Origin of the sequence: Paenibacillus sp. MER 180, from assembly GCF_023713665.1 — a bacterium.
GTDB classification, from domain to species: domain Bacteria; phylum Bacillota; class Bacilli; order Paenibacillales; family Paenibacillaceae; genus Paenibacillus_B; species Paenibacillus_B suaedae.
On record NZ_JAMAVT010000003.1, the window covers coordinates 300,406 to 323,000 of the forward strand.

General features: G+C 47.5%; 24 protein-coding genes. 23 read left to right on the forward strand and 1 reads right to left on the reverse strand.

Going from position 1 to position 22,595, the window contains the following annotated elements; genetic code table 11:
* Positions 1-94: 94 nt before the first annotated feature.
* A complete protein-coding gene (locus M3661_RS06395; RefSeq protein WP_083189092.1) occupies positions 95-1,729 on the forward strand; it encodes a sugar ABC transporter ATP-binding protein in 1,635 nt (544 codons plus the stop codon).
* 204 nt (positions 1,730-1,933) lie between these two features.
* Positions 1,934-2,206, forward strand: coding sequence for an HU family DNA-binding protein (locus tag M3661_RS06400; protein ID WP_021254695.1), 273 nt, complete (start codon positions 1,934-1,936; stop codon positions 2,204-2,206).
* Between the two features lie 82 nt (positions 2,207-2,288).
* Here M3661_RS06400 and M3661_RS06405 read toward each other — a convergent pair whose 3' ends face one another.
* The gene (locus M3661_RS06405) at positions 2,289-2,462 is read right to left on the reverse strand and encodes a hypothetical protein (RefSeq protein ID WP_172619517.1); all 174 of its coding nucleotides are present in this window, start codon (positions 2,460-2,462) and stop codon (positions 2,289-2,291) included.
* Between the two features lie 113 nt (positions 2,463-2,575).
* Here M3661_RS06405 and mtrB point away from each other — a divergent pair, with 113 nt between their 5' ends.
* From mtrB to M3661_RS06510, 21 genes are all read left to right on the forward strand, one after another.
* The gene (mtrB, locus tag M3661_RS06410) at positions 2,576-2,800 is read left to right on the forward strand and encodes a trp RNA-binding attenuation protein MtrB (protein ID WP_021254694.1); all 225 of its coding nucleotides are present in this window, start codon (positions 2,576-2,578) and stop codon (positions 2,798-2,800) included.
* A 151-nt stretch (positions 2,801-2,951) separates the two neighbouring features.
* On the forward strand, positions 2,952-3,506 hold the full coding sequence (locus M3661_RS06415) for a hypothetical protein (RefSeq protein WP_065290847.1): 555 nt from the start codon (positions 2,952-2,954) through the stop codon (positions 3,504-3,506).
* A gap of 129 nt (positions 3,507-3,635) precedes the next feature.
* The gene (locus M3661_RS06420) at positions 3,636-4,469 is read left to right on the forward strand and encodes a heptaprenyl diphosphate synthase component 1 (RefSeq protein WP_021254692.1); all 834 of its coding nucleotides are present in this window, start codon (positions 3,636-3,638) and stop codon (positions 4,467-4,469) included.
* Between the two features lie 70 nt (positions 4,470-4,539).
* On the forward strand, positions 4,540-5,277 hold the full coding sequence (locus M3661_RS06425; protein WP_021254691.1) for a demethylmenaquinone methyltransferase: 738 nt from the start codon (positions 4,540-4,542) through the stop codon (positions 5,275-5,277).
* Positions 5,270-6,139 (forward strand): UbiA-like polyprenyltransferase, encoded by an 870-nt coding sequence (locus tag M3661_RS06430; protein ID WP_021254690.1) that lies wholly within the window; start codon positions 5,270-5,272, stop codon positions 6,137-6,139. Before M3661_RS06425 ends, M3661_RS06430 begins: the two co-directional genes overlap by 8 nt.
* A complete protein-coding gene (locus M3661_RS06435) occupies positions 6,139-6,783 on the forward strand; it encodes a UbiX family flavin prenyltransferase (protein WP_251483047.1) in 645 nt (214 codons plus the stop codon). Before M3661_RS06430 ends, M3661_RS06435 begins: the two co-directional genes overlap by 1 nt.
* Before the next feature lie 127 nt (positions 6,784-6,910).
* Complete coding sequence (gene hepT / locus M3661_RS06440) at positions 6,911-7,885, forward strand: heptaprenyl diphosphate synthase component II (RefSeq protein ID WP_021254688.1); 975 nt, start codon at positions 6,911-6,913, stop codon at positions 7,883-7,885.
* A 94-nt stretch (positions 7,886-7,979) separates the two neighbouring features.
* Complete coding sequence (gene ndk, locus M3661_RS06445) at positions 7,980-8,423, forward strand: nucleoside-diphosphate kinase (RefSeq protein WP_065290849.1); 444 nt, start codon at positions 7,980-7,982, stop codon at positions 8,421-8,423.
* 265 nt (positions 8,424-8,688) lie between these two features.
* Positions 8,689-9,513 (forward strand): CheR family methyltransferase, encoded by an 825-nt coding sequence (locus M3661_RS06450; RefSeq protein WP_302621941.1) that lies wholly within the window; start codon positions 8,689-8,691, stop codon positions 9,511-9,513.
* A gap of 241 nt (positions 9,514-9,754) precedes the next feature.
* A complete protein-coding gene (gene aroC / locus M3661_RS06455; RefSeq protein WP_065290850.1) occupies positions 9,755-10,924 on the forward strand; it encodes a chorismate synthase in 1,170 nt (389 codons plus the stop codon).
* Positions 10,925-10,938: 14 nt separating this feature from the next.
* Positions 10,939-12,060, forward strand: a complete 1,122-nt coding sequence (gene aroB, locus M3661_RS06460) for a 3-dehydroquinate synthase (RefSeq protein ID WP_065290851.1) — start codon at positions 10,939-10,941, stop codon at positions 12,058-12,060.
* 2 nt (positions 12,061-12,062) lie between these two features.
* Positions 12,063-12,431, forward strand: coding sequence for a chorismate mutase (gene aroH / locus M3661_RS06465; protein WP_021254683.1), 369 nt, complete (start codon positions 12,063-12,065; stop codon positions 12,429-12,431).
* Between the two features lie 495 nt (positions 12,432-12,926).
* On the forward strand, positions 12,927-14,618 hold the full coding sequence (gene trpE / locus M3661_RS06470; protein ID WP_251483049.1) for an anthranilate synthase component I: 1,692 nt from the start codon (positions 12,927-12,929) through the stop codon (positions 14,616-14,618).
* A gap of 29 nt (positions 14,619-14,647) precedes the next feature.
* Positions 14,648-15,670 (forward strand): anthranilate phosphoribosyltransferase, encoded by a 1,023-nt coding sequence (trpD, locus tag M3661_RS06475; RefSeq protein WP_397376498.1) that lies wholly within the window; start codon positions 14,648-14,650, stop codon positions 15,668-15,670.
* Positions 15,660-16,469, forward strand: coding sequence for an indole-3-glycerol phosphate synthase TrpC (gene trpC / locus M3661_RS06480; RefSeq protein ID WP_251483052.1), 810 nt, complete (start codon positions 15,660-15,662; stop codon positions 16,467-16,469). Before trpD ends, trpC begins: the two co-directional genes overlap by 11 nt.
* A 24-nt stretch (positions 16,470-16,493) precedes the next feature.
* Positions 16,494-17,255 carry a phosphoribosylanthranilate isomerase gene (locus M3661_RS06485; protein ID WP_065290855.1) on the forward strand — a complete coding sequence of 254 codons (762 nt, stop codon included), beginning with the start codon at positions 16,494-16,496 and terminating at the stop codon, positions 17,253-17,255.
* Positions 17,242-18,480, forward strand: a complete 1,239-nt coding sequence (gene trpB / locus M3661_RS06490; RefSeq protein ID WP_065290856.1) for a tryptophan synthase subunit beta — start codon at positions 17,242-17,244, stop codon at positions 18,478-18,480. Before M3661_RS06485 ends, trpB begins: the two co-directional genes overlap by 14 nt.
* Positions 18,477-19,304, forward strand: coding sequence for a tryptophan synthase subunit alpha (gene trpA / locus M3661_RS06495; RefSeq protein ID WP_090510394.1), 828 nt, complete (start codon positions 18,477-18,479; stop codon positions 19,302-19,304). Before trpB ends, trpA begins: the two co-directional genes overlap by 4 nt.
* Positions 19,305-19,347: 43 nt before the next feature.
* Positions 19,348-20,445, forward strand: coding sequence for a histidinol-phosphate transaminase (gene hisC / locus M3661_RS06500; protein WP_021254676.1), 1,098 nt, complete (start codon positions 19,348-19,350; stop codon positions 20,443-20,445).
* Positions 20,442-21,536, forward strand: a complete 1,095-nt coding sequence (locus M3661_RS06505; protein ID WP_065290858.1) for a prephenate dehydrogenase — start codon at positions 20,442-20,444, stop codon at positions 21,534-21,536. The genes hisC and M3661_RS06505 overlap by 4 nt, the downstream gene beginning before the upstream one ends.
* Before the next feature lie 382 nt (positions 21,537-21,918).
* The gene (locus M3661_RS06510) at positions 21,919-22,557 is read left to right on the forward strand and encodes a prolipoprotein diacylglyceryl transferase (protein WP_251483054.1); all 639 of its coding nucleotides are present in this window, start codon (positions 21,919-21,921) and stop codon (positions 22,555-22,557) included.
* The last annotated feature ends 38 nt before the right edge of the window (positions 22,558-22,595 follow it).

Below are 22,595 nucleotides of genomic sequence, written 5' to 3' on the forward strand. Positions count from 1 at the left end.
TATATTTAAGAATAATGCCGTTAACGGTAAAAAGTGGGATTTATTCGTCATGCAAAAATCGAATGGATCAGTAAAGTTAAGAGGCGGGATAGAGATGAGCAGCGTATGGAAAACGCAAGGAGTATCAAACTTACGTTCCGCGCATGTCTCCGATACGGAAACGGCAGGCGATTGTCAATTTGAAGCGGATTCAAATTTGTACATGCTTGGAATTACAAAATCGTATAACGGGCTATCTGTTCTGAAGCAAGTCAACTTTACTGCATCTAGCGGAGAAATTCACGCTCTTGTTGGCTCTAATGGAGCGGGGAAGAGTACGTTGATGAATATATTGTCAGGTGCATGCCGATCCGATGTCGGAGTCATCCAGTTAGGAAGCGAGCAATTATCAATTCATTCACCTGCTGATGCGAAGAAACAGGGAATTCATTGTGTATATCAAGAGGTAGATGTGGCACTTGTTCCCAAGCTTACAGTAGCAGAGAATATTATGATGGATGACTTTAGCATGGGGAGAAGTTCTTGCTGGATTCGCCCTGCACATCTGAAGAAGAGGGCTGAGAGCATCATGGATGCTATCGGCCTGTCGATCTCGCCTTCGCTGCGTATGGAGGAGTGCACATTAGCGGAGAAGCAGATGGTGCTTATATCGCGAATATTATTGAATGAAGCTAAGATTGTCATATTTGACGAACCAACTGCATCCCTTAGCTTTGAGGAGTCAGAGCGGTTATTTACGATTATGCATACACTTCGAGATCAAGGAGTTATCGTTCTATTTATTACTCATCGCCTGGCTGAAGTGTTTCATCATTGTGATCGTATCTCTATCTTGCGTGACGGTGAATTGGTTCACAGTTCGCTAATCTCTGATATTTGCCCCAAGGAAGCAATTCAATATATGCTAGATAAAACCATAGAAGAAGAACCCGGGGTACATTCCTCTGTTCGTGAAGAGGTTCTGCTTACTGTGAAGGGAATCACTTGCGGACAGAAGCTTAAAAATGTAAACTTCGAATTGAGACGTGGGGAAATTCTTGTATTTGTGGGACTGATAGGAGCAGGGAAGACGAAGCTGGCTCGGATTCTTGGTGGGGCCGAGCTGTGCGATGGCGGAGAGATAACGTTGAATGGAGAAGTGCTTCAGCCGCGTTCTATTCGTGATGCGATTCGTGCGGGCATCGTGCTTGTTCCCGAGGAGCGACGCAAATATAGCTTATTTATGGATGAGTCGTTACAGAGCAATTTATGTATCTCTACATTGCCAAAATACTGCACAGCGGGTTTCGTATCAACCACGCGAGAGCGGCTGTCAGCAGAGCGCGTGATCGAGCAGCTTAATATCAAGACCGCTTCTGTGAAGCAGAAAGTGAGACATTTAAGTGGAGGCAACCAGCAGAAGGTTGCCATAGGGAAATGGCTTGGCACTGATGCGCATGTATTTGTCTTAGATGAACCTATGAATGGGATCGATGTCGGTGCGAAAAATGAGATTTTCCGCATCATTGGACAATTGTCAGAGGAAGGAAGAGGAATCATTTACTTCACTAGCGACATGTATGAAGCGTCAATGGTTGGCGACCGCATTGTTGTTATGTATGACGGGGAAATGGTGCGGCTATTTGAGCGAGGAGAGGCTTCGGAAGAGCAGTTATTGTTCTATGCTTCAGCTGGTGGCAGGCTGCGAGATGTTGAAGATAGAGTGAAGGGAATATCAGATAAACAGTAGGGGAAACACATAAGCTTATCGTTGTTCTTCAGTCCCTACTTGCATTTGTAACAACGGTATATTACTATAAATTTGTTCTGTGAACCGATTTGGCAGCAGATTGGATATCGTATTGAACTGTTTTGCTGATGATAAGGTATAAATTCTAGAGAAACAGTAAAGAAAATGGATAACGATGCATACTTGAATCAGGAGGTGAACAGAATGAATAAATCTGAATTGGTAACTGAAGTGGCAGAGGCTACGGAATTGTCAAAGAAAGATGTGACGAAAGTAGTTGATGCTGTATTCGAAGCGATTTCCACTGCACTTCAGAACGGCGACAAAGTCCAATTGGTAGGCTTCGGTAACTTTGAAGTGCGCGAACGTTCCGCACGCAAAGGCCGTAACCCGCAAACGGGCGAGGAGATTGAAATTCCTGCAAGCAAAATCCCTGCGTTCAAACCAGGCAAAGCACTTAAAGATGGCATCAAATAAGTGAACTTACATACTTTTGTCTAATAGGGGAACGCAAGTGAGGTAGAAGCCGCGACATGAATGTCGCGGCTTCTGCTCCTTTTCAGAGGGGAAGTTGTGGAGTAGGATGCTCTAGATTACTCTTAGCTGCTCTAGTGCTCTGTGCACTGCCGCTGTAGGCGACCAGTACAATACGCTGACCACTTACTTGACTTAATTGCTCTTCCCACTGCTGAAGCAGCTGTAGCTGGTTAGATTGTAAATGTGCTGGGTGCATCGCATTAGCTCCTTTTAGATGAAACGTGCTACACTAGTAGTATGCCCGAAGAATGGTGATTCACATGGTTGACGCTGCAAGGAAGCCAATACATATGCAAGGAGGTCAAGCAGTTGGAAACACAAAATGACTTTATCGTAATAAAGGCCAAAGATCAGGGAGTTCAGGTGATCGGTCTGACACGCGGAACAGATACGAAGTTTCATCATACGGAGAAGCTGGACAAGAATGAAGTGCTTGTCGCCCAGTTCACGGATCATACGTCCGCAATTAAAATTCGCGGCAAAGCAGTTGTGATGACAAAACACGGTGTAATTCATACCGATACAGACGAATAGGAATGAAATTTTTTGTTTTCATGAGGGAAGCAGGCATAGCCTGCTTTTTTTCATTATAGACATGAGGTATGGACATACTCTGGAACGTCGACACTGTCTGTTATCTGGAGTGTTGACTTGATCTACAATATGTGGAGGTGCAAGGTTCAGAATGAAGAATATGCATCGCTATAGAACTCTGGTCATCGTGCTTTGCGTTACGATTATGCTTCCGCTAGGATTAGGGCTATTGTATTCACTGGGTGAGCGGATGCCGGACGCCAATAAAGATGTAGCTGTATTTACCCCTTCACCACGTATGGTCAAGCTCAGTTCCGAGGAGATCGTGGATTATTTATCAGAGCTTCCACTTCAGTTGAAGTTTAGTCGGGTTACTTGGGAGTCAGATAAACTGGTGATTGATGTAAAAGTGGCTGCAACGATTGTCCATCCAGAAATTATTTATCATGATATCCATGAGCTTCTTCGCTTCGCCTTCATACAAACAAGCAATGTCGAACGTCTGCAGCTCCGTGTCGTTATACAGGATGACATGGCTAAAAAGAGATATGTATTGCTTGGTATGGATGCGCAGCGTTCTCAAGTAGATGTGGAAAGTTTGAAGCTTCTCCAGAAATCGAAAGGAACAATGCCGAAGGAGCTTGAAGAAGCATGGCGGATTATTTATACACCACATTGGGAGCGTCAGTTTCCGGCAGTCAGATGAGAGTAAGGGTCTTGGTCATAAGAAATAGGAGAACGAAGAAATGTTGTCCTATCACTTTAAACATATGCTATAATGATTTAGATTGCGACATCCGTAAGGATGACTAACCGGTACAGTCGGAGGCAGCAGATGAATGGTTATCATATCTCGCAATTGGCTAAGCGGTATGTTGAACATGACATGATCCAGGCGCACACGGAACTGCCTGCGTTTCCAAACGCAAGAGTGGAGCTGATGTTCGCCTTTTTAAACCGCAGTAAGCCAATAGCGGAACATAGTGAATTATTTGCGCTAGTTACATCGCTCGTGCAGGTTGGATTAGACACGCATGATACGATTGAACTGGCAGCGGTGCAGCATAACGACCGCAACTTGCGTTCAAGGCAGCTGAAAGTATTGGCTGGAGACTATTTCAGCAGTCGCTTCTATAACCTGCTTGCGCAGCAAGGTCAGATTGATACGGTAAGGGCTTTGAGCCAATCCGTATGCGATATTAATCGTCTGAAGATGACGATGGTGGACAAGATGAAGCATTGGACAATGACCGCAGAGGAATATTTACGGGCGAGCGTTACGCTGAAGAAGTCGTTGTTCCAGTCCTTCAACGCTCAGATGAATCAAGAAGACATCTCCACATGGGAGGAACTGCTTGATTCGTTGACAGAACTCGAAGTACTAGAAAGAGAACAAGAGCGAGCGGATCATTTCGAACGATTCGAAGGCAGCTGGTCTTACTGGCATGTATGGCAGCAAGGCACGGATGAGGAACGAAGAAAATTGAAGCAGAAATTGGTTGACGAGATGCTCTGGAATGCGCTCATGTCCAAGTATGAGGTGAGGGAGCAGTTGGCTTATCAAGTTCGTGTATCACGGGATAAATTGCATACGCTAGCGGTGACATTGCCGCTTGATGAGAGCACCAGACAACGTCTTGACACATTTCTTGCCTTACCTCGTCTGTAAATGATAGTGAGCGTTCAACCTCCAATAGATCGACGATACGTTCGGCGAAGAAAGGAATAGGTGACAGATCGTGGAGACACATTCGCCTAAGACTGGCAAGACCAAAGAACATTATGTTCAAGAAGTATTTCAGAGCATAGCTCCGAAGTACGATATTATGAATGATATACTGAGCTTCAGACGTCACAAGGCTTGGCGCAACTTCACGATGCGCAAGATGGACATGAAGCAGGGGGAGACAGCGCTTGATCTGTGCTGTGGAACTTGTGACTGGACGATTCAGTTGGCGCAAGCGAGCGGCACAGGCAAGATTACAGGGCTGGACTTCAGTTCGAATATGCTGGCGGTAGGTCAGAAGAAGGTGGATCAAACAGGCCTGCACAGCCAAATTGAGCTTGTTGAAGGAAATGCAATGGAGCTTCCATTCCCCGACAACAGCTTTGACTATGTGACGATTGGTTTTGGTTTGCGCAATGTTCCGGATTTTGAGCAAGTCATTCGTGAAATGCGCAGAGTGGTCAAGCCTGGGGGACAAGTTGTATGTCTTGAACTGAGTAAGCCAACATGGCAGCCGTTCAAGGGCATTTATTATTTCTACTTCCGCCATGTGCTGCCATTACTTGGCAAGCTGATAGCGAAGCGGTATGAGCAGTATAAGTGGCTTCCAGAATCGCTTGTTACGTTCCCAGGCCGCAAGGAGCTAGAACAGATGTTTAGAGTTAATGGACTTGATCGCGTACAAGCGTATTCGTTCTTCGGTGGAATTGCCGCTCTTCACATTGGGACGAAGGGGAATGGTCATGCTTAAAAAAGTACGTATCTTCTTAGAAATGATTAAGTTCGAGCATACAATATTTGCTCTTCCATTTGCGTTTATGGGCGCACTGCTGGGAGGAATGGTCGTTCATCAACGCTTCCCAACGCTCCCTGAATGGGGATGGATCCTCATGGCGATGTTCGGAGCTCGAAGCGCGGCAATGGCGCTCAATCGGTTAATTGACGCTGCCATCGACGCGAAGAACCCAAGAACTGCAAATCGAGCAATACCCGCAGGATTGCTGAAGGCAGGAGAAGTACTGTTATTTACGGCCGTGTCGTTCGGTCTTTTATTTTGGGCAGCGGCTAATCTGGAGCCATTATCTGTATACTTGCTTCCGGTTGCCGTCTTTATGTTAGTATTTTATTCGTTTACGAAGCGCTTCACATGGCTATGCCATGTTGTGCTGGGACTTACGATTGCATTGGCACCGCTCGGAGGATGGGTGGCTGTAACGAATGGAATCGATTGGGCAGCTCTCACCTTTTATTTAACCGTTGCGTTTTGGACTACCGGGTTCGATATTATTTATGCATGCCAGGATTATGAGTTCGATAAGAAGGAAGGCTTGAAGTCGATTCCGGTACGTTTCGGAATTGCGAAGTCACTCTGGATTGCAAGAGGTTTCCATATCGCTACAGCGTTTGGATTTATACTGCTATTATTTTTAACTCAATTAAGCTGGTGGTATATCATAGGTACGGTTATTGCAAGTGCTCTGCTTATTTATGAGCATATGCTTGTGAAGCCGTACGATTTGAGCAAGCTGAACACAGCCTTCTTCACGATGAACGGTGTGCTCAGCATCGTTGTATTTTGCTTCACGCTTATTGACATGGTGGTGATGAAGTAATGAGTGCTGCATCTCGCAAGCATTATGTAGTTGGTATTACAGGGGCAAGTGGTGCTATATACGGTGTCCGATTGATTCAATGTCTGTTGGAATCCGATTATGAGGTTCATCTCATCGTATCAGATGCTGGATGGCGCGTACTAAAGGAAGAACTCGGATGGAATGTTACGAAGCGTCAGCAAGCGATTGAGCTGGCATTCGGCGATTTGGCGGATCGGGTTACGTATCATCCGAACCAGGATATTGGGGCAAGCATAGCAAGCGGTTCATTTCGGGTGCACGGCATGGTGATCATGCCGTGCTCCATGGGAACCTTATCATCGATTGCACACGGCGCTTCCGATAATTTGATGGGGCGAGCTGCTGACGTTATGATGAAGGAAGGCCGTCCGCTTCTAATCGTTCCGCGCGAGACGCCGATGCATGCGATTCATTTGGAGAATATGCTGAAGCTTGCGAATATGGGTGTACGTATTGTGCCAGCGATGCCTGCATTTTATTATCATCCACAGACTCTGGATGACATCATTAATTTCCTTGTCGGCAAGGTGTTGGACTGCATGGATATCGATCACCAGTTGTTTACAAGGTGGGGGAATTCGGAAGTACAGACTGCCGAAGATTCGGATCGGCCGAATGGATAACACAAATGTGTGGCCGATCTTTTATCTTTTCGTGTCTGTATTTTTAAATTGCATTTGAGTTGGGACTTATTGATCTTGAGGTTCACTTGGAACTTGGGTCGGAAAATACAGTTGGTTAGGTGAAGGCATGAAACTGTGGGACATTTATGCGACAATGAAACAAGATGTAGCGTATATTGAACGTGAATTGGAGCGGAACATCCGCTCCGATCACGAGCTCCTTACGGAAGCGTCGCTGCATCTGCTGAAGGCGGGCGGGAAGCGAATACGTCCGGTATTCGTTCTGCTTGCAGGGAAATTCGGTACATACGATATAGAACAGTTGAAGCGCGTTGCTGTTCCCCTGGAATTAATTCATATGGCCTCACTCGTGCATGATGATGTCATTGATGACGCTGAAACTCGGAGAGGGCAACTGACAGTTAAGGCCAAATGGGATAATCGCGTTGCTATGTATGCCGGCGATTATATGTATGGCCAAGCGCTGGTTGTAGCTACAGAATTGAAGCAGCCAGAGATTCATCGCATATTTTCCAAAGCAATGGTTGAAATGTGCATCGGTGAAATGGAGCAAATTCGTGACTTCTTCAATACAAAGCAGACGATCCGTCAATATATGCTTCGGATCCGTCGAAAGACAGCGTTACTGATTGCGATTAGCTGTCAGTTGGGGGCAATTGCCGCACATGCAGAGCCGAAGATTGGCTATGCGCTGTATCGCTTTGGCTACAATGTGGGCATGGCATTTCAAATTCGAGATGATGTGCTTGACTTAACCGGTACTGAAGAGCAAATAGGCAAGCCGCCAGGGAATGATATTCGTCAAGGGAATTTGACGCTTCCAGTAATATTTGCACTGCAGGACACGAAGCTTCGCGAGTCTCTTCTTCGTGAAATTGAACGTATCCGTGAGCGAAATGGAGATACAGATGTATCTGCTGCGCTCGATATGATTCGCCAAAGTGATGGTATTAAGCGGGCTGAAGAGATAGCAAATCGGTATATCGAGAAGGCGCTTGCGGTATTAGAGCATCTGCCTAACATCCGTGCTCGCCGCAACCTGCGCGATATTGCTTACTTTATTGCAAATCGTAATCATTGATTTGAACTATGGTGAAAAAATCGAGTGCCAATTGAAGAAAAATCTGGTATAATGCGTGTGTTGGACGACTTCACATTTGAGTAGGAGTGATCGTATGGAACGCACATTCATCATGGTCAAACCTGACGGAGTACAAAGAGGCCTCATAGGAGATATAGTAGGTCGCTTTGAGCGGAAGGGCTTTAAACTTGTAGCTGGAAAATTGATGCAAGTCTCGCGTGAACAAGCTGAACATCATTATGAAGAACATGCACAAAAGCCTTTCTTTGGCGAACTGGTCGACTTTATTACCTCAGGTCCAGTATTCGCTATGATATGGGAAGGTGACGATGTTATCAGCTTGTCACGCTTGATGATCGGCAAGACGAAAGTGACTGAAGCTGCACCAGGGACGATACGCGGAGATTATGCAAGTCATACGAACTTCAATGTGGTTCACGGTTCGGATTCACCAGAGAGTGCTGAACGTGAAATCGCAAACTTATTCTCAGAAGTGGATTCATTTCGTTACGAGCGGGCATTGGAGCCATGGATTTAATCGGCAGCCATGAGCGCGGCTCACACACGCAGAAACATAATAATTATTTTTTTGATTTCTGATGTAAGAGCTTACATAGGGCAGGACTATGGAAGAACGCGGCGAATAGTAATATTCGACCGTGTTTTTTTATGTTGCGGTGTTGCTGAGCGATCTTGGGCTATGCTTGTTGTCGATCAGGAACTCAGTTGCAGCATTTATACGAACTTAGAAGGTGTGAGCACAATTGTCAGAGCGCAAGACGACCTTATGGGATGCAGCCACCATTTTCCCTGCTGCTAACGGATTCGGCCAAGGGGCAGCCGTGGATCATGGAGATGATCAAGATTATGCGGATTTTGTCCAATATTTCCGATCAACTACAGGCATCGATTTATCACAGTATAAGGAGACCCAGATGCGTAGACGCTTGTCTACGTTACGAATGAAGAATGGCTACTCGACATTTGCCTCCTATGCCAAGGCGATGAGTGCTAATTCTTCGTTATTTGATGAAATGCTGGATCGTATGACGATCAATGTATCTGAATTTTGGCGTAATCCGCTGCGTTGGGATACCCTGCGCACTCGTGTGCTTCCAGAGCTGTCGCAGCGAACGCGCCAGCTGAAGTGCTGGAGTGCCGCTTGTTCGACGGGTGAGGAGCCTTACACACTAGCGATGATTCTCGATGATATGGGCTTGCTTGATCGGACAGAACTCTCTGCTACGGATATTGACGAGAATGCACTTGCAAGAGCACAGCAAGCTTCCTATATTGAGCGCTCTTTGAAAGACGTTCCCCCATCATTCAAGTCAAAGTACTTTATGCAGCAGTCGAACAGTTTTCATATCATTGATCGCTTGAAGAAATCGATTCGATTCCGCAAGCAGAACTTATTAACCGATACTTTTGCTACTCAGCATGATTTGATTATTTGCCGTAATGTGATGATTTACTTTACGGAAGAAGCGAAGCATGAGTTGTATCGAAAGTTTGCCAATGCGCTTAAGCCAGGTGGGGTATTGTTTGTCGGAAGCACAGAGCAAATATTCAATCCACAGCAGTATCAGCTTGAAACGATGGAGACGTTCTTTTATCGAAAATTATAGCTGTTCGAACTTAAAGAGTGTATTCGACTATTACATTCATACTGGAATTACATACCATCGAATGGCTAAATTGAACATAGACAGACTACACGTCGATAACGAAAGATGCGCCCTAATGCTTGAAACAAAGCGGCAAGGGCGCGTTTTGTTTTCTTGTCAAACGTTGCCTCCTATACTATAATGAGAAAAAAGTTAAGGGTTTTAGCCATTTACAGCATCACAGTTAAAGGGGGAGCAACTTGTGAGTCTACGTTATTTGACTGCAGGAGAAACACACGGACCGCAGCTAACTGCCATTGTTGAAGGGATGCCTAGCAACATGGTTATTGATTTCGAGCAACTCAATTTCCAACTTCATCGCCGCCAGAAGGGGTATGGCCGCGGCAGACGTATGCAAATTGAGAAAGATACAGCAACGATCGTCGGCGGTGTGCGTCATGGACGTACGACAGGTGCTCCAATTGCTATTGTAGTGGAGAACAACGATTGGAAGCATTGGACGAATATTATGAATGTGGAGCCGATTGAAGGGACAGATGAAGAGAAGCGTCGTGTTCATCGCCCGCGTCCAGGTCATGCGGATCTGAACGGAGGCTTGAAATATCAACTGAAGGATCTGCGCAATGTATTGGAGCGTTCAAGCGCTAGGGAGACAGCTGCTCGCGTAGCTGTGGGTGCAGTAGCGCGCCAGTTCCTTGCAGCATTCGGCGTCAAGATTGCAGGACAAGTTATTCGCATTGGTGAAATCGAAGCTCCTGCTCACAATTTGTCAGTTGACGAGATTATTGAACGTACGGAGGCTTCTTCTGTTCGTGTGGTCGATACCGATACGGAGAAGAAGATGGAAGCGTACATCGATCAAATCAAAGGCGAAGGCGACTCGATCGGCGGTATTGTCGAGTGCATCGTGGAGGGGCTACCGGTTGGACTAGGCAGCCATGTGCAATATGATCGCAAACTAGATGGACGCATTGCGCAAGCAGTGATGTCGATCAATGCTTTCAAAGGTGTTGAGATCGGTATTGGCTTCGAGGCAGGTCAACTGCGCGGATCACAAGTTCATGATGAAATTCTATATAGCGAGGAATCGGGATATACACGAGCTAGTAACCGACTTGGCGGTTTCGAAGGCGGTATGACGAACGGAATGCCAATCGTCGTGCGTGGGGTTATGAAACCTATTCCGACCCTTTATAAGCCATTGCGCAGTGTTGATATCGATACGAAGGAGCCGTTCACTGCACAAGTGGAACGCTCAGATGCGTGTGCAGTGCCGGCTGCGAGTGTTGTCATGGAGCATGTAGTCGCTTGGGAAGTTGCGAAGGCGTTCCTGGAGAAGTTCGGCGGCGATTCGATGGAAGAAATTCGCGCCAACTATGAGCACTATTTGGAACAAGTGTCCCGATATTAAAAGGGGGGAACGTCATGAGCAAGAATCTCACTTTAGATGCAGCAGAGCTTACTGTTGAACTAGGAGAACGCTCTTATCCAATTTGGATTGGCAGTGGTCTTCTCGGTCGAATCGGTGAGGCATTTCAAATGCGCAGCATCCCCACTCGCAGTCCAATTGTGATCATCACGGATGATCATGTGGCTCCGCTATATTTAGAGCGCACGGAAGCAGCACTGCGTGAGGCTGGCTATCAGGTTTCTTCCTTTGTAGTAGCAGCTGGTGAATCCTCCAAGTCGCTGCAGGTGTACGAACAGTGCATCACTGCAGCACTTGATGCGGGCTGTGATCGCCATTCTTCCATCGTCGCCCTCGGCGGTGGCGTAGTCGGGGATTTGGCAGGTTATGTGGCGGCAACTTACATGCGAGGAATTCGCTTTATTCAGGTGCCTACGACGATATTGGCTCATGACAGCAGTGTCGGCGGCAAGGTTGCGGTTAACCATCCGTTCGCCAAAAATATTATAGGGGCTTTCCATCAACCAGAAATGGTGCTGTACGATACAGCTACCTTGCTTACGCTTCCTGATCGGGAAGTCCGCGCAGGACTGGCTGAAATGATTAAGCATGGCCTTATCTGGGATGAAGAGTTTACAGCATGGTGCGAAGCACAAGCTGAACGCTTGCTGGCTAAGGATGAGGAAGCACTCACGTATGGACTGCTTAAGGGCTGCGCGATTAAAGCGCAGGTCGTCTCTCAGGATGAACGTGAGCATGATCTAAGAGCGATATTGAATTTGGGACATACGATTGGCCATGCTCTAGAGGCGGTTGCTGGCTACGGAGAATTGCTGCATGGCGAAGCCATCTCAATTGGAATGGTTGGTTCTGCGCGTCTTGCAGAGCGGTTGGGTGAAGATAAGCAGATTGCTGTTCGAACAGAAGCGATATTGAAGAAATACGGCCTGCCGGTGGCAGTGCCACAGCATATGAATTCGGATGATATTATTCAAGCCATGATGCATGACAAGAAATTTAAGGAAGGGCACACCGTATTTATTGTGCCTACTGCAATCGGTCATGTAGAAATTCGCAAGGATGTACCGGTCAGCCTAGTACGAGATATCATCGAGGAATTGAAAGGAGAGAAGGCGTGACCATGTATGCAAGAGGAATTCGCGGAGCAACTACGGTAACCCGCAACGATGCAGAAGAGATTCTGCATGCGACTACGAAGCTGCTCCAGGAGATAGTTGCGCAAAATACGGTTCAACCTGAACAGATCGCAAATATTTGGATCACGATGACAGAGGATTTGAATGCTACTTTTCCAGCACGTGCGATACGTGCCATGGAAGGCTGGGATCTAGTGCCACTCATGTGTGCCATTGAAATTCCAGTGAAGGGCAGTCTGCCTTTGTGCATCCGCCTAATGGTAACGATCAACACGGACAAGGAGCAACACGAGATTCGCCATGTCTACTTGAATGAGGCGATAGCTCTGAGACCTGATTTGTCTAGTAAATAGAGATGTGGGAAACCCAGTCTGAAGATCGTTTATGTCTGGAATTTAGTTTGCTGGATTGACGAAGCCGACATTTCCGGTTATATTGATATCAGCATAGTTGAGCAGAGTTGAGATTGAGATGAGTTGAGCTGAGACGAGATAGAATATGGACATCATGTCTATATAGGTTAGCGCCTATTGTATTTGCTGTACATTGATTTATGGCAGCGGCACAATAGGAGGGCTTATATAAGGCGATCCATATCCTCATGAATTGAATTACTCATCCACAATTTCATCGTATACCAACAAGCCTCTGCCTTGCGCAGAGGCTTTTTTTATTCGTACACGTTATTTTTCAGTAGTGCCTTTCATTCGTGATTCGCCTGATTCCGATAAGGCACTGAAACAAGCGTAAACAAGTGAATAAGAAATGGTTGGTAGACGCTCTCGTTCATCACGCGGTATGTATTCGTCTTAACGGCTGCATAACGAAGTTGAAAGGAGTGGAAAGCGATGTATCCCCAATTGGACGAAGTAATCCATCTCGCCCAGCAGTATAATGTCATACCTGTTGCCGAGACGATGATGGCTGATACCGAAACCCCAATTCGATTATTTCAAAGATTGCGCAATGAACCATATGCTTTTTTGTTGGAGAGTGTGGAGGGTGGCGTCCAATGGGCCCGCTATTCCTTTATCGGAACGGATCCGTTCTTGCTCCTTCAAGGGAAGAGTGGACGATTGCGGAAGATAGAGCATGGCCATATCACCGAGGTGCGAGAGCGCCCAATCGAGATGATGAAGCAATTGATGCATAAATATAGAAGCCCTGCGCTAGATGGACTTCCTCCAATGACAGGAGGGGCAATTGGCTGCTTCGGCTACGATTTGGTTCAGCAGTATGAACGCCTGCCGCGTCATAAGTACGACACGCTGCAAATGGACGACATCCGATTTATGTTCTGCGATCAGCTTGTTGCCTTCGATCATATGAAGCAGCAAATGCAGTTTATTGTGAACATTCATGTGGAACCAGGGAGTTCGGCAGATGTGATACGGCATCGCTACGAGCAAGCGAGAAAGAAATTGCGCAGCCTGCAAATGAAGCTGACAGCACCTTTAGTGAGCAACACCCGACTGGTACAGCAAACAACGGCAGCATCTGCGGCTGAAGAGGTACTGCAGGGGGTTCGATCCTCGGAGACGAAGGAATCATTCGTTGCGAAGGTGAATCGAGCCAAGGAATATATTCGGTCAGGAGATATCTTTCAAGTGGTGCTGTCACAGCGCTTCGAACGGCAGACACAAGCAGACCCGCTTGATGTGTATCGGGTGCTGAGAATGACAAATCCTTCCCCGTATATGTATGTGCTCAAGACAGAGGACGACCTGATTGTCGGTACTTCTCCAGAGATGCTTGTGCGTATTAAGGATGAGCGGGTAGAGACGCGGCCGATTGCGGGAACAAGACCACGCGGCGCCACAACTGAAGAGGATGCAGCGCTGGAAGCAGATCTGATGCAGGATGAGAAAGAGCGGGCCGAGCATGTGATGCTTGTTGATCTCGGGCGGAATGATCTCGGCCGCGTATGCGAGTTCGGCAGCGTGCGCTGTGATACGTACATGAATGTTGAGCGTTATTCCCATGTCATGCATATCGTATCGAACGTTTCTGGCAAGCTTCGCAAGAACAAGGATTTCTTCGATGCCTTCCTCTCCTGCTTGCCAGCAGGTACATTGTCCGGAGCGCCTAAGCTTCGTGCAATGGAGATTATTGCAGAGTTGGAAGAAGAGTCACGTGGGATATATGGGGGCGCTATCGGATACTTAGGATTCAATGGGAATATGGATTCCTGTATTACGATACGTACAATTATTTTCCGAGGAGGTCATGCTTACGTACAGGCAGGTGCTGGTGTTGTATGGGATTCGGTTCCGGAGATGGAATACGAAGAAACGATTAACAAGGCGAAAGCACTGCTGCTGGCGATTCGGATGACAGAAGAGATGTTCAGCCGCGAAGGTGACGCTGAAGGGCAAGAGGACAGTGTCAATGAGAGCAAGCTAACGAACGCAGCTGAGGGAAGTGAGGTTGGATATGCGGCATCCTATACTTCGGTGATGCCGGCGAACTGGGACTATTATATCGGAACGGAAGAACGGGCTGCTTCGATTCCCGTCGCCGAAGGGAGGAATTTAGGATGACGAGCCAACTTGTAATCGGAAGTGCACTCATGAAGGAGGCGCTTGCTCAAGTGCTGTCAGGGCATCACTTAAGCCGCTCAGAAGCGAGGGATGCAATGGCAGATGTTATGGATGGCCATGCGACTTCGGCTCAGATTGGAGCACTGCTTGCAGGTCTGCGTTTGAAGGGGGAGACAGTTGATGAGATTGCGGGCTTTGCTGAAGCGATGCGCAGCCGCGCCCATCAAGTGGTCACTTCGCATGAGCGCCTGCTTGATACATGTGGAACAGGCGGATCGGGCATTCATAAGTTGAATGTCTCCACAGTTGCTGCCATCATCGCCTCATCCGCATCCGTGCGGGTTGCGAAGCATGGCAACCGATCGGCTTCCAGTCGCTCGGGGAGTGCGGATGTACTGGAGGCGCTGGGTGTAAATATTCAGCTGACGAGCGAGGAAGCTGCACAGTGCTTGGAACGAATCGGCATCTGCTTTATGTTCGCACAAGTCTATCATCCTGCAATGAAACATGCGGCTGCACCACGCAAGGAACTAGGGATACGCACCGTATTCAACATGCTTGGCCCGTTGACGAATCCAGCGGGAGCTGATCGACAAGTCCTTGGGATCTATGATCGCACGAAGACTGGGACGATCGCATCCGTATTGCGTGAATTGGGGTTGAAGCGTGCGCTCGTTGTTGCGAGCGAAGATGGATTGGATGAGATCAGCCTGTCGGCACCAACTCAAGTTAGTGAACTGAAAAATGGAGAAGTATTCACATATACCATTACACCGGAAACACTTGGTCTACACACGCAGCCGTTGACTAGTGTGCTGGGTGGAGACGCCGCAACGAACGCGCAAATTATAAGAGGTCTGCTTCGCGGAGAGCAAGGCGCACATCGCGATATTGTTCTTGCAAATGCGGGCGCATGTATTTACGTTGCAGGACAATCGAGCTCCATTGCTGAAGGCGTGCGGATTGCAGCTGATGCGATCGATAATGGATTGGCGAATCAGAAGCTGGAGCAATGGATCGCAGCAACAGGAGGGCTAAGTCATGTTTCTTGAACGGATTGTACGAACGAAGGAAGAAGAGATACTAGCGCTTAGACGAGTGATGAATCGGAACGAGGCAATTCTGGAGGCAGCAGCGCTTTCACCTTGCCGCTCCTTCACTGGGGCACTTACTGTAAATAAGAACCGTTCGGTTGCCTTGATTGCTGAAGTAAAGAAGGCATCGCCATCCAAAGGGCTGATTCGCGAGCATTTCAATCCCGCTGAGATTGCAGCTGGATATGAGGCTGCAGGTGCTGATGCATTGTCCGTACTTACAGATCGCGCATATTTTCAAGGCGGCAATGACATTCTGCAGCAGGTGCGTGCGCTGACAGAACTGCCGATCTTGCGGAAGGAATTTATTATCGATGAGCTTCAAGTGCTTGAAGCAAGATTAATAGGTGCGGATGCAATCCTGCTGATTGCAGCGATCTTGAGTGACGACCAATTGCAGCATCTGCACGGAACAGCTAGACAACTTGGCATGGATGTTCTCGTGGAAGTCCATGATGAAGTTGAAATGGAGCGTGTAGGCAGAATTGAAGGAATCAAGTTAGTCGGCATCAACAATCGAAACTTGCATACATTCGAGACCGATATCGAGCAGACCCATCGTATTCGCCATTTGGCTCCGTCAGGTTGTATCTTAGTCAGCGAGAGCGGTATCCATCTTCCGGAGCATCTCCGTCGCATGGATGAGCTGCATGTCGATGCGGTGCTGGTAGGGGAACATTTCATGAGACGAGACAATGTAAAGGATGCAGTAGAGCACTTGATGAGCGGTCTTCTAAATTCGAACACTGCTTCGTAAACAGACGTAAGGAGTGAAGAAGATATGGAAGTCGAAGCATCGAGGGAACACGAGTCACCTACAGCGAGTGCACGTTCATGTGTTGCTCGTGCAACGAAAGTAAAAATATGCGGCCTGACGGATCTCGAGATGACGCGTCGAGTTGTCCAATTAAGACCAGATCATATTGGATTCGTCTTCGCACCGAGTCGCAGACAGGTGCAGCCGTCTCACGTTAAGCAGTGGCTGTTGAAGCTGAGGGAGGAAGGAGACGCACTTCCAGACCTTGTAGGTGTGTTCGCGAATCCAACTCGTGAAGAGCTGAAGCAAGTGCTCGATGCAGTGCCTCTAACAAGCGTTCAGCTCCATGTGAAGGGCGATACGGCATTGTTGGAATGGATGAAGGATCACTATGATATTCAAATATGGAGGACGGTACCTATCGTTCGTACTGATGAGCACCAACCTACCCAGTCTATAGCAGCAACTGCGGCGGTATATGAGTTGGATGTCCAATATGCAGATGTTGTCCTGCTAGATACACATTGTCCGATTCAGGGCGGTGGTTCTGGCAAAGTGTTCGACTGGACGGTAATCCCATCTTATGCAGACCAATTGGCTTCATTAAGGCTCCCTCTCTATATCGCTGGCGGATTGTCTCCTAATAATGTCGGTCTAGTTGTGAGAGAGTACGATATAGATGGCGTTGATGTATCGAGTGGTGTTGAAACAAATGGAGTAAAAGATATATCCAAGGTTGATGAGTTTATCGAAAGGGTGAGGGGAAATGAGCATGGAAAAGAGTAGTGCGACAGCAACAGCAACAGCAACAGAGACAACGGTTCTACCGGACGAAAAAGGCAGATTCGGACCATTTGGAGGCCGTTTTGTGCCCGAGACATTGATGAGTGCGCTTCTGGAACTGGAAGAGGCTTATCGTACACATGTGAAGGATCCAGAATTTCAAGCAGAATTGATCAAGCTGCTGACTCAGTACTCAGGGCGACCTACTTCACTCTATTATGCAGAGCGGCTTACTGCGAAGCTGGGCGGAGCCAAGATTTATTTGAAGCGTGAGGATTTGAACCACACCGGTGCCCATAAAATCAACAACACCATCGGTCAAGCCTTGTTAGCCCAGCGTATGGGCAAGACGAAGGTGATCGCTGAAACAGGGGCGGGACAGCATGGTGTTGCCACTGCAACAGTCGCAGCGCTGCTGGGCATGGAGTGCAAAGTATTTATGGGTGAAGAGGACATGAAGCGTCAAAGCCTGAATGTGTTCCGTATGAAGCTGCTCGGTGCAGAGGTTGTGCCTGTGATGTCAGGTACAAGAACGTTGAAGGATGCAGGGAATGAAACGCTGCGCTACTGGGTTAGCAATGTGCAGGACACGTTCTACATTCTTGGTTCCGTAGTGGGGCCTCATCCGTATCCGATGATTGTGCGGGATTTCCAGCGAATTATCGGAGATGAGACACGCAAGCAAATCCTTGAACTGGAAGGGCGTTTGCCGAATCTGCTGATCGCTGCTGTTGGCGGAGGGAGCAACTCTATGGGGATGTTCTATCCGTTTTTGAGGGATGAGTCGGTTCAACTTCTTGGGGTTGAGGCAGCAGGCAAAGGAATTGATACCCCATATCATGCGGCTACGATGACACTTGGGACACCAGGGGTTTTCCAGGGATCGATGAGCTATCTGCTTCAAGATCAGTTTGGTCAAGTTCAGCCGGCACATTCCATCTCCGCTGGATTGGATTATCCGGGAGTAGGGCCAGAACATGCCTATTTGAAATATTCGGAACGAGCATCGTATGTGCCTATTACAGATGATGAAGCCATGGATGCGCTGCAGCTTCTTACCCGTACAGAAGGCATTATACCCGCATTGGAATCGTCACACGCGATTGCGCAGGCGATCAAATCAGCACCTGGCATGAATAAGGATGATCTAATTGTGATTTGCTTGTCAGGCCGTGGGGACAAAGACGTTGCCACCATTATGGAGAGATTGGGGGAGGAACTGCTATGAGTCAGACACTAGCGAGCCGTAATTTACTGGATGATGCATTCCGTACTTTACAAGCACAGGGCAAGTCCGCATTGATGCCATTTATAACGCTAGGTGATCCAACCTGTGAAATCACTCTTCGGCTTCTTCTGCAAATGGAGCAAGCCGGCGCAGACATTATTGAACTTGGCATACCGTATTCCGATCCGCTGGCTGACGGTCCGGTTATTGAGCGAGCATCGGCACGCGCGTTGCGCAATCATGTATCGATCGCTGATGGACTGCGCATTGCTGCTCAGGCTAGGAAACAAGGTGCACAAATTCCTTATGTATTGTTTACTTATTATAATCCAGTGCTGCAATTTGGACTGGACAGCTTCTTACACCAGGCTAGGGATGCCGGAATTAGCGGCATAATCATTCCTGATCTGCCCTATGAAGAGAGTCATGAAGTCCGTGAAGCTGCTGACCGAATGGGCATTCATCTCATTCCACTCGTTGCGCCGACTTCGGAATCTCGGGTTAGCTCCATTGTGGCAGAAGGAAGAGGCTTTATCTATTGTGTATCCTCGCTTGGCGTTACGGGTGTAAGAGACACTTTCGACTCGCAAGTAGATGCGTTTATTGAACTGGTGCGACGCAGTACAGAGCTTCCTATTGCGATCGGATTCGGCATTTCTACAGCAGAGCATGTGAAGCATTTTGCGAAACGCTGCGACGGTGTGATTGTAGGTAGTGCCATTGTAAGGCGCATTGAAGAAGCTCTGCCGCTTCTGGAGCATCCTGATTCATCTGAAGAAGGGATCTTGCAAATTTGTGATTTTGTGCGACAATTAAAACATTAATTTTTTTGCAATGATCTATGTAGATGAGAAAGGTGGTACCCATATGCAGCCGAAGAACAGTGTTGTACACCTGCCTGTATATCAGCCAGGCAAATCTGTTGATGAAGTGAAGCGGGAGCTTGGCTTGGATCGTATTATCAAGCTGGCTTCCAACGAGAATCCGTTCGGATCCTCTGAGCATGCGAAGCAAGCAATATTGAATGAAGTGAACAATACGAGCATTTATCCCGATGGAGCGGCTAGAGCACTGACAGATGCTGTTGCGGCACACTTGAGCGTTGAGCACAATCAATTGATTTTCGGCGCAGGTTCCGATGAAGTTATATTAATGATATGCCGTGCGTACCTGATTCCAGGTGATGAGATTGTCATCGCAGATCAGACGTTTCCTCAATACAAGCATAATGCAGAGATTGAAGGGGCTGTCACAGTAGAGATTCCTTTGAAAGAAGGAGCGCATGATCTGGAAGCAATGCTTGCTGCCGTAAACGAGCGGACGAAGATCGTATGGATCTGCAATCCGAACAATCCGACAGGCACAATTGTAAGTGCAGAAGAATTGGAGCAGTTTGTTGCACAAGTGCCTGCAAATGTCATGGTTGTATTGGATGAAGCTTACTGTGAGTACGTGACAGATCCTTCCTTCCGTGATGGATTAGATCTGGTTCGTCGTTATCCCAATGTCGTGTCCTTGCGCACGTTCTCGAAAATTTATGGACTTGCGTCCCTACGTATCGGCTACGGGGTTGGACATGCTGACGTGATCCGTACGATTAATCAAGTGCGTGAACCGTTCAATACGACTCGCTTCGCACAAGCAGCAGCATTGGCTGCCGTTCAAGACCAAGGGTTCATTGAAGATTGCAGACAGAAGAATGCAGCGGGCATTCAATATGTAGAGCAGCAATTTGCGCGTATGAATTTGGAGAGCTTCCCGGCTCACGGCAACTTCATTATGGTTGACGTAGGCTTTTCTGCAATAGAAGTCTTTAACGCGCTCCTGCGTCGTGGCGTTATAGCGCGTGCGGGGCATCATAAATACCCAAATCATTTACGTATTACAATTGGCAGCCAAGAAGAAAATGAGGCAATGATTCAAGCCTTGGAAGAAGCGCTGGCCGAGATTAAGGTGACTTCATGAGAACTAAGATAGCTATATTGGGCGTGGGACTAATCGGAGGCTCCCTCGCCCTCTGTTTCAAAAATAGACCTGGCATGCATGTAGTTGGTTACTCTCCGAGCCCGTCTTCAACAGAGAAGTATGTGCAGCGCGGCGTTGTAGACGAAGCGACGACTTCCTTGCACGAAGCGGTAGAGGATGCGGACTACATATTCGTATGCTGTCCGGTTGGAATGCTGGAATCGATGCTGAGTGATTTGCGGAATTTACCTCTTAAGGCAGGCTGTATCGTAACTGATGTGGGGAGTACCAAGGCTTCGGTCGCACGCTGCGCACGTTCTCTTTCATGGGACGATGTGCATTTTATAGGCGGGCATCCAATGGCAGGCTCGGAGCGTTCAGGGGTTGAAGCGGCAACGACATTGTTGTTCGAAAATGCTTACTACGTGCTCACTCCTGACGATTCGGCGGATGAAGAAGCTTACAGCAGACTTGTATCTCTGCTCCGCTATACGAAAGCGCACATTATTCGGATGAATCCAGAGGAACATGATGAAGTGGTTGGCGCAATCAGCCATTTGCCGCATGTAGTGGCTGTAGCATTGGTTAATCAAGTACGATCCTATAATGAGAGCAATGAGCTGTACGAACTGCTCGCTGCCGGCGGGTTCCGGGATATTACCCGCATTGCATCAAGCGATCCGGTCATCTGGAGAGATATTTTGATTAACAATAGGGATGTTGTTCTCCATTTACTTCAGGACTGGAAAGCGTCTACGGAGCGATTTATTGATATGCTGCAGCGCCAGGACGGTGAAGGAATTATTCAGCAGTTCACAGAAGCTGGCGAATTCCGAAGCCGTATGCCGGAACGCCGCAAAGGTATAATTCAATCGCTCTATGAACTGTACGTGAATGTTCCTGACCATCCGGGCATTATTGGCAGCATTGCGACAGAGTTGGGAAATCATCACATTAACTTGAGCAATGTTCAAATTATTGAAAGTCGTGAAGATGTGCCAGGTGTGCTCCGATTATCGTTCCGGCAGCAGGATGACTGGGATCGTGCGAGGGAGCTGTTAAAATCGAAAGGTTATGAAATATTCATCTAACGGAAAAATTTGTGAATTGAAGAAAATTTTTTACGAAAACCTATTGACGTCATGAAAACGTATACATTATAATAGCAGTACAGTATGGTTTCTCTCCACTCCTATCCAATAGAATTGCACAAGTGTGCAGCCACTCCAATCGGAGTGGTATTTTTTTTGTCTTGAAATGGAATTGGCGCTAAGCGTCCTGCGAGCAGTAAGGTATGAACTAAGGATAAACAGCTGAAAAACAGCTTCGTTTAGGTTTTTGACAGGTAGGTGTTCGGCTCTCTATAATTGTGTAAAAGTACCAGTAATGCAGGGGGCAGCAGCATCACTGATATAACATGTATGTCTGCCTCAACAAATATGCTTGAATGAAGGGGAAAGGATGAGGGTTGCGATGAAGAATGATCTGCTCCATATTGGCCCAATCACCATATATGGATATGGACTAATGATTGCAATTGGAATTTTTACTGCATATCAAGTATTGGTTAGGCGAGCAGAGAAGAAGCGCATAGAGCGCTCCCATATATCTTCGATTACGCTCTGGGGGCTGCTTGGCGGGTTTATGGGAGCTAAGCTCTTATTTTGGATAACCCAAGGCAATAATCTCATTGATCATCCCGAGATGATATGGGATTTGTCATCGGGGTTCGTCGTCTATGGCGGGATTATTGGAGGCGTGCTTGCAGGCTATGTGTATTGTAAGGTGAAGGGTCTGTCCTTCATGGAGCATCTTGATCTGTTTGTTCCTTCCATTGCCTTGGCACAGGGCTTTGGCAGAATCGGATGCTTTTTGGCAGGGTGTTGCTATGGAGAGGAGACAAATGGATGGTTCGGCATTACGTTTCACGAATCCGAAATCGCGCCTAATGGTGTGAACCTGATCCCTACACAGCTCATGGAAAGTGGATTTAGTTTTGCGCTCTTTTTCCTTCTACTTTATGCAGCGAAGCGCAGTAAGACGGCTGGTGTCATTGCGAGTCTGTATCTGCTGCTCTATCAATCGATGAAACAGCGGAATGCGGCGTTGTAAGGCTGGCTTGAATCACTCCTGAGGGGGTGATTTTTTAA

Bases quoted from the DNA above. Each gene is read 5' to 3' on its own strand.
- M3661_RS06505 (WP_065290858.1), top strand. From the start codon at position 20,442: ATGAGAACTAAGATAGCTATATTGGGCGTGGGACTAATCGGAGGCTCC.
- M3661_RS06420 (WP_021254692.1), top strand. From the start codon at position 3,636: ATGAATGGTTATCATATCTCGCAATTGGCTAAGCGGTATGTTGAACAT.
- M3661_RS06400 (WP_021254695.1), top strand. From the start codon at position 1,934: ATGAATAAATCTGAATTGGTAACTGAAGTGGCAGAGGCTACGGAATTG.
- aroH (WP_021254683.1), top strand. From the start codon at position 12,063: ATGTATGCAAGAGGAATTCGCGGAGCAACTACGGTAACCCGCAACGAT.
- M3661_RS06510 (WP_251483054.1), top strand. From the start codon at position 21,919: ATGAAGAATGATCTGCTCCATATTGGCCCAATCACCATATATGGATAT.
- trpC (WP_251483052.1), top strand. From the start codon at position 15,660: ATGTTTCTTGAACGGATTGTACGAACGAAGGAAGAAGAGATACTAGCG.
- M3661_RS06405 (WP_172619517.1), bottom strand. From the start codon at position 2,462: ATGCACCCAGCACATTTACAATCTAACCAGCTACAGCTGCTTCAGCAG.
- trpA (WP_090510394.1), top strand. From the start codon at position 18,477: ATGAGTCAGACACTAGCGAGCCGTAATTTACTGGATGATGCATTCCGT.
- ndk (WP_065290849.1), top strand. From the start codon at position 7,980: ATGGAACGCACATTCATCATGGTCAAACCTGACGGAGTACAAAGAGGC.
- M3661_RS06395 (WP_083189092.1), top strand. From the start codon at position 95: ATGAGCAGCGTATGGAAAACGCAAGGAGTATCAAACTTACGTTCCGCG.
- trpE (WP_251483049.1), top strand. From the start codon at position 12,927: ATGTATCCCCAATTGGACGAAGTAATCCATCTCGCCCAGCAGTATAAT.
- trpB (WP_065290856.1), top strand. From the start codon at position 17,242: ATGGAAAAGAGTAGTGCGACAGCAACAGCAACAGCAACAGAGACAACG.
- hisC (WP_021254676.1), top strand. From the start codon at position 19,348: ATGCAGCCGAAGAACAGTGTTGTACACCTGCCTGTATATCAGCCAGGC.
- hepT (WP_021254688.1), top strand. From the start codon at position 6,911: ATGAAACTGTGGGACATTTATGCGACAATGAAACAAGATGTAGCGTAT.
- aroB (WP_065290851.1), top strand. From the start codon at position 10,939: ATGAGCAAGAATCTCACTTTAGATGCAGCAGAGCTTACTGTTGAACTA.
- trpD (WP_397376498.1), top strand. From the start codon at position 14,648: ATGAAGGAGGCGCTTGCTCAAGTGCTGTCAGGGCATCACTTAAGCCGC.
- M3661_RS06430 (WP_021254690.1), top strand. From the start codon at position 5,270: ATGCTTAAAAAAGTACGTATCTTCTTAGAAATGATTAAGTTCGAGCAT.
- M3661_RS06485 (WP_065290855.1), top strand. From the start codon at position 16,494: ATGGAAGTCGAAGCATCGAGGGAACACGAGTCACCTACAGCGAGTGCA.
- M3661_RS06435 (WP_251483047.1), top strand. From the start codon at position 6,139: ATGAGTGCTGCATCTCGCAAGCATTATGTAGTTGGTATTACAGGGGCA.
- M3661_RS06415 (WP_065290847.1), top strand. From the start codon at position 2,952: ATGAAGAATATGCATCGCTATAGAACTCTGGTCATCGTGCTTTGCGTT.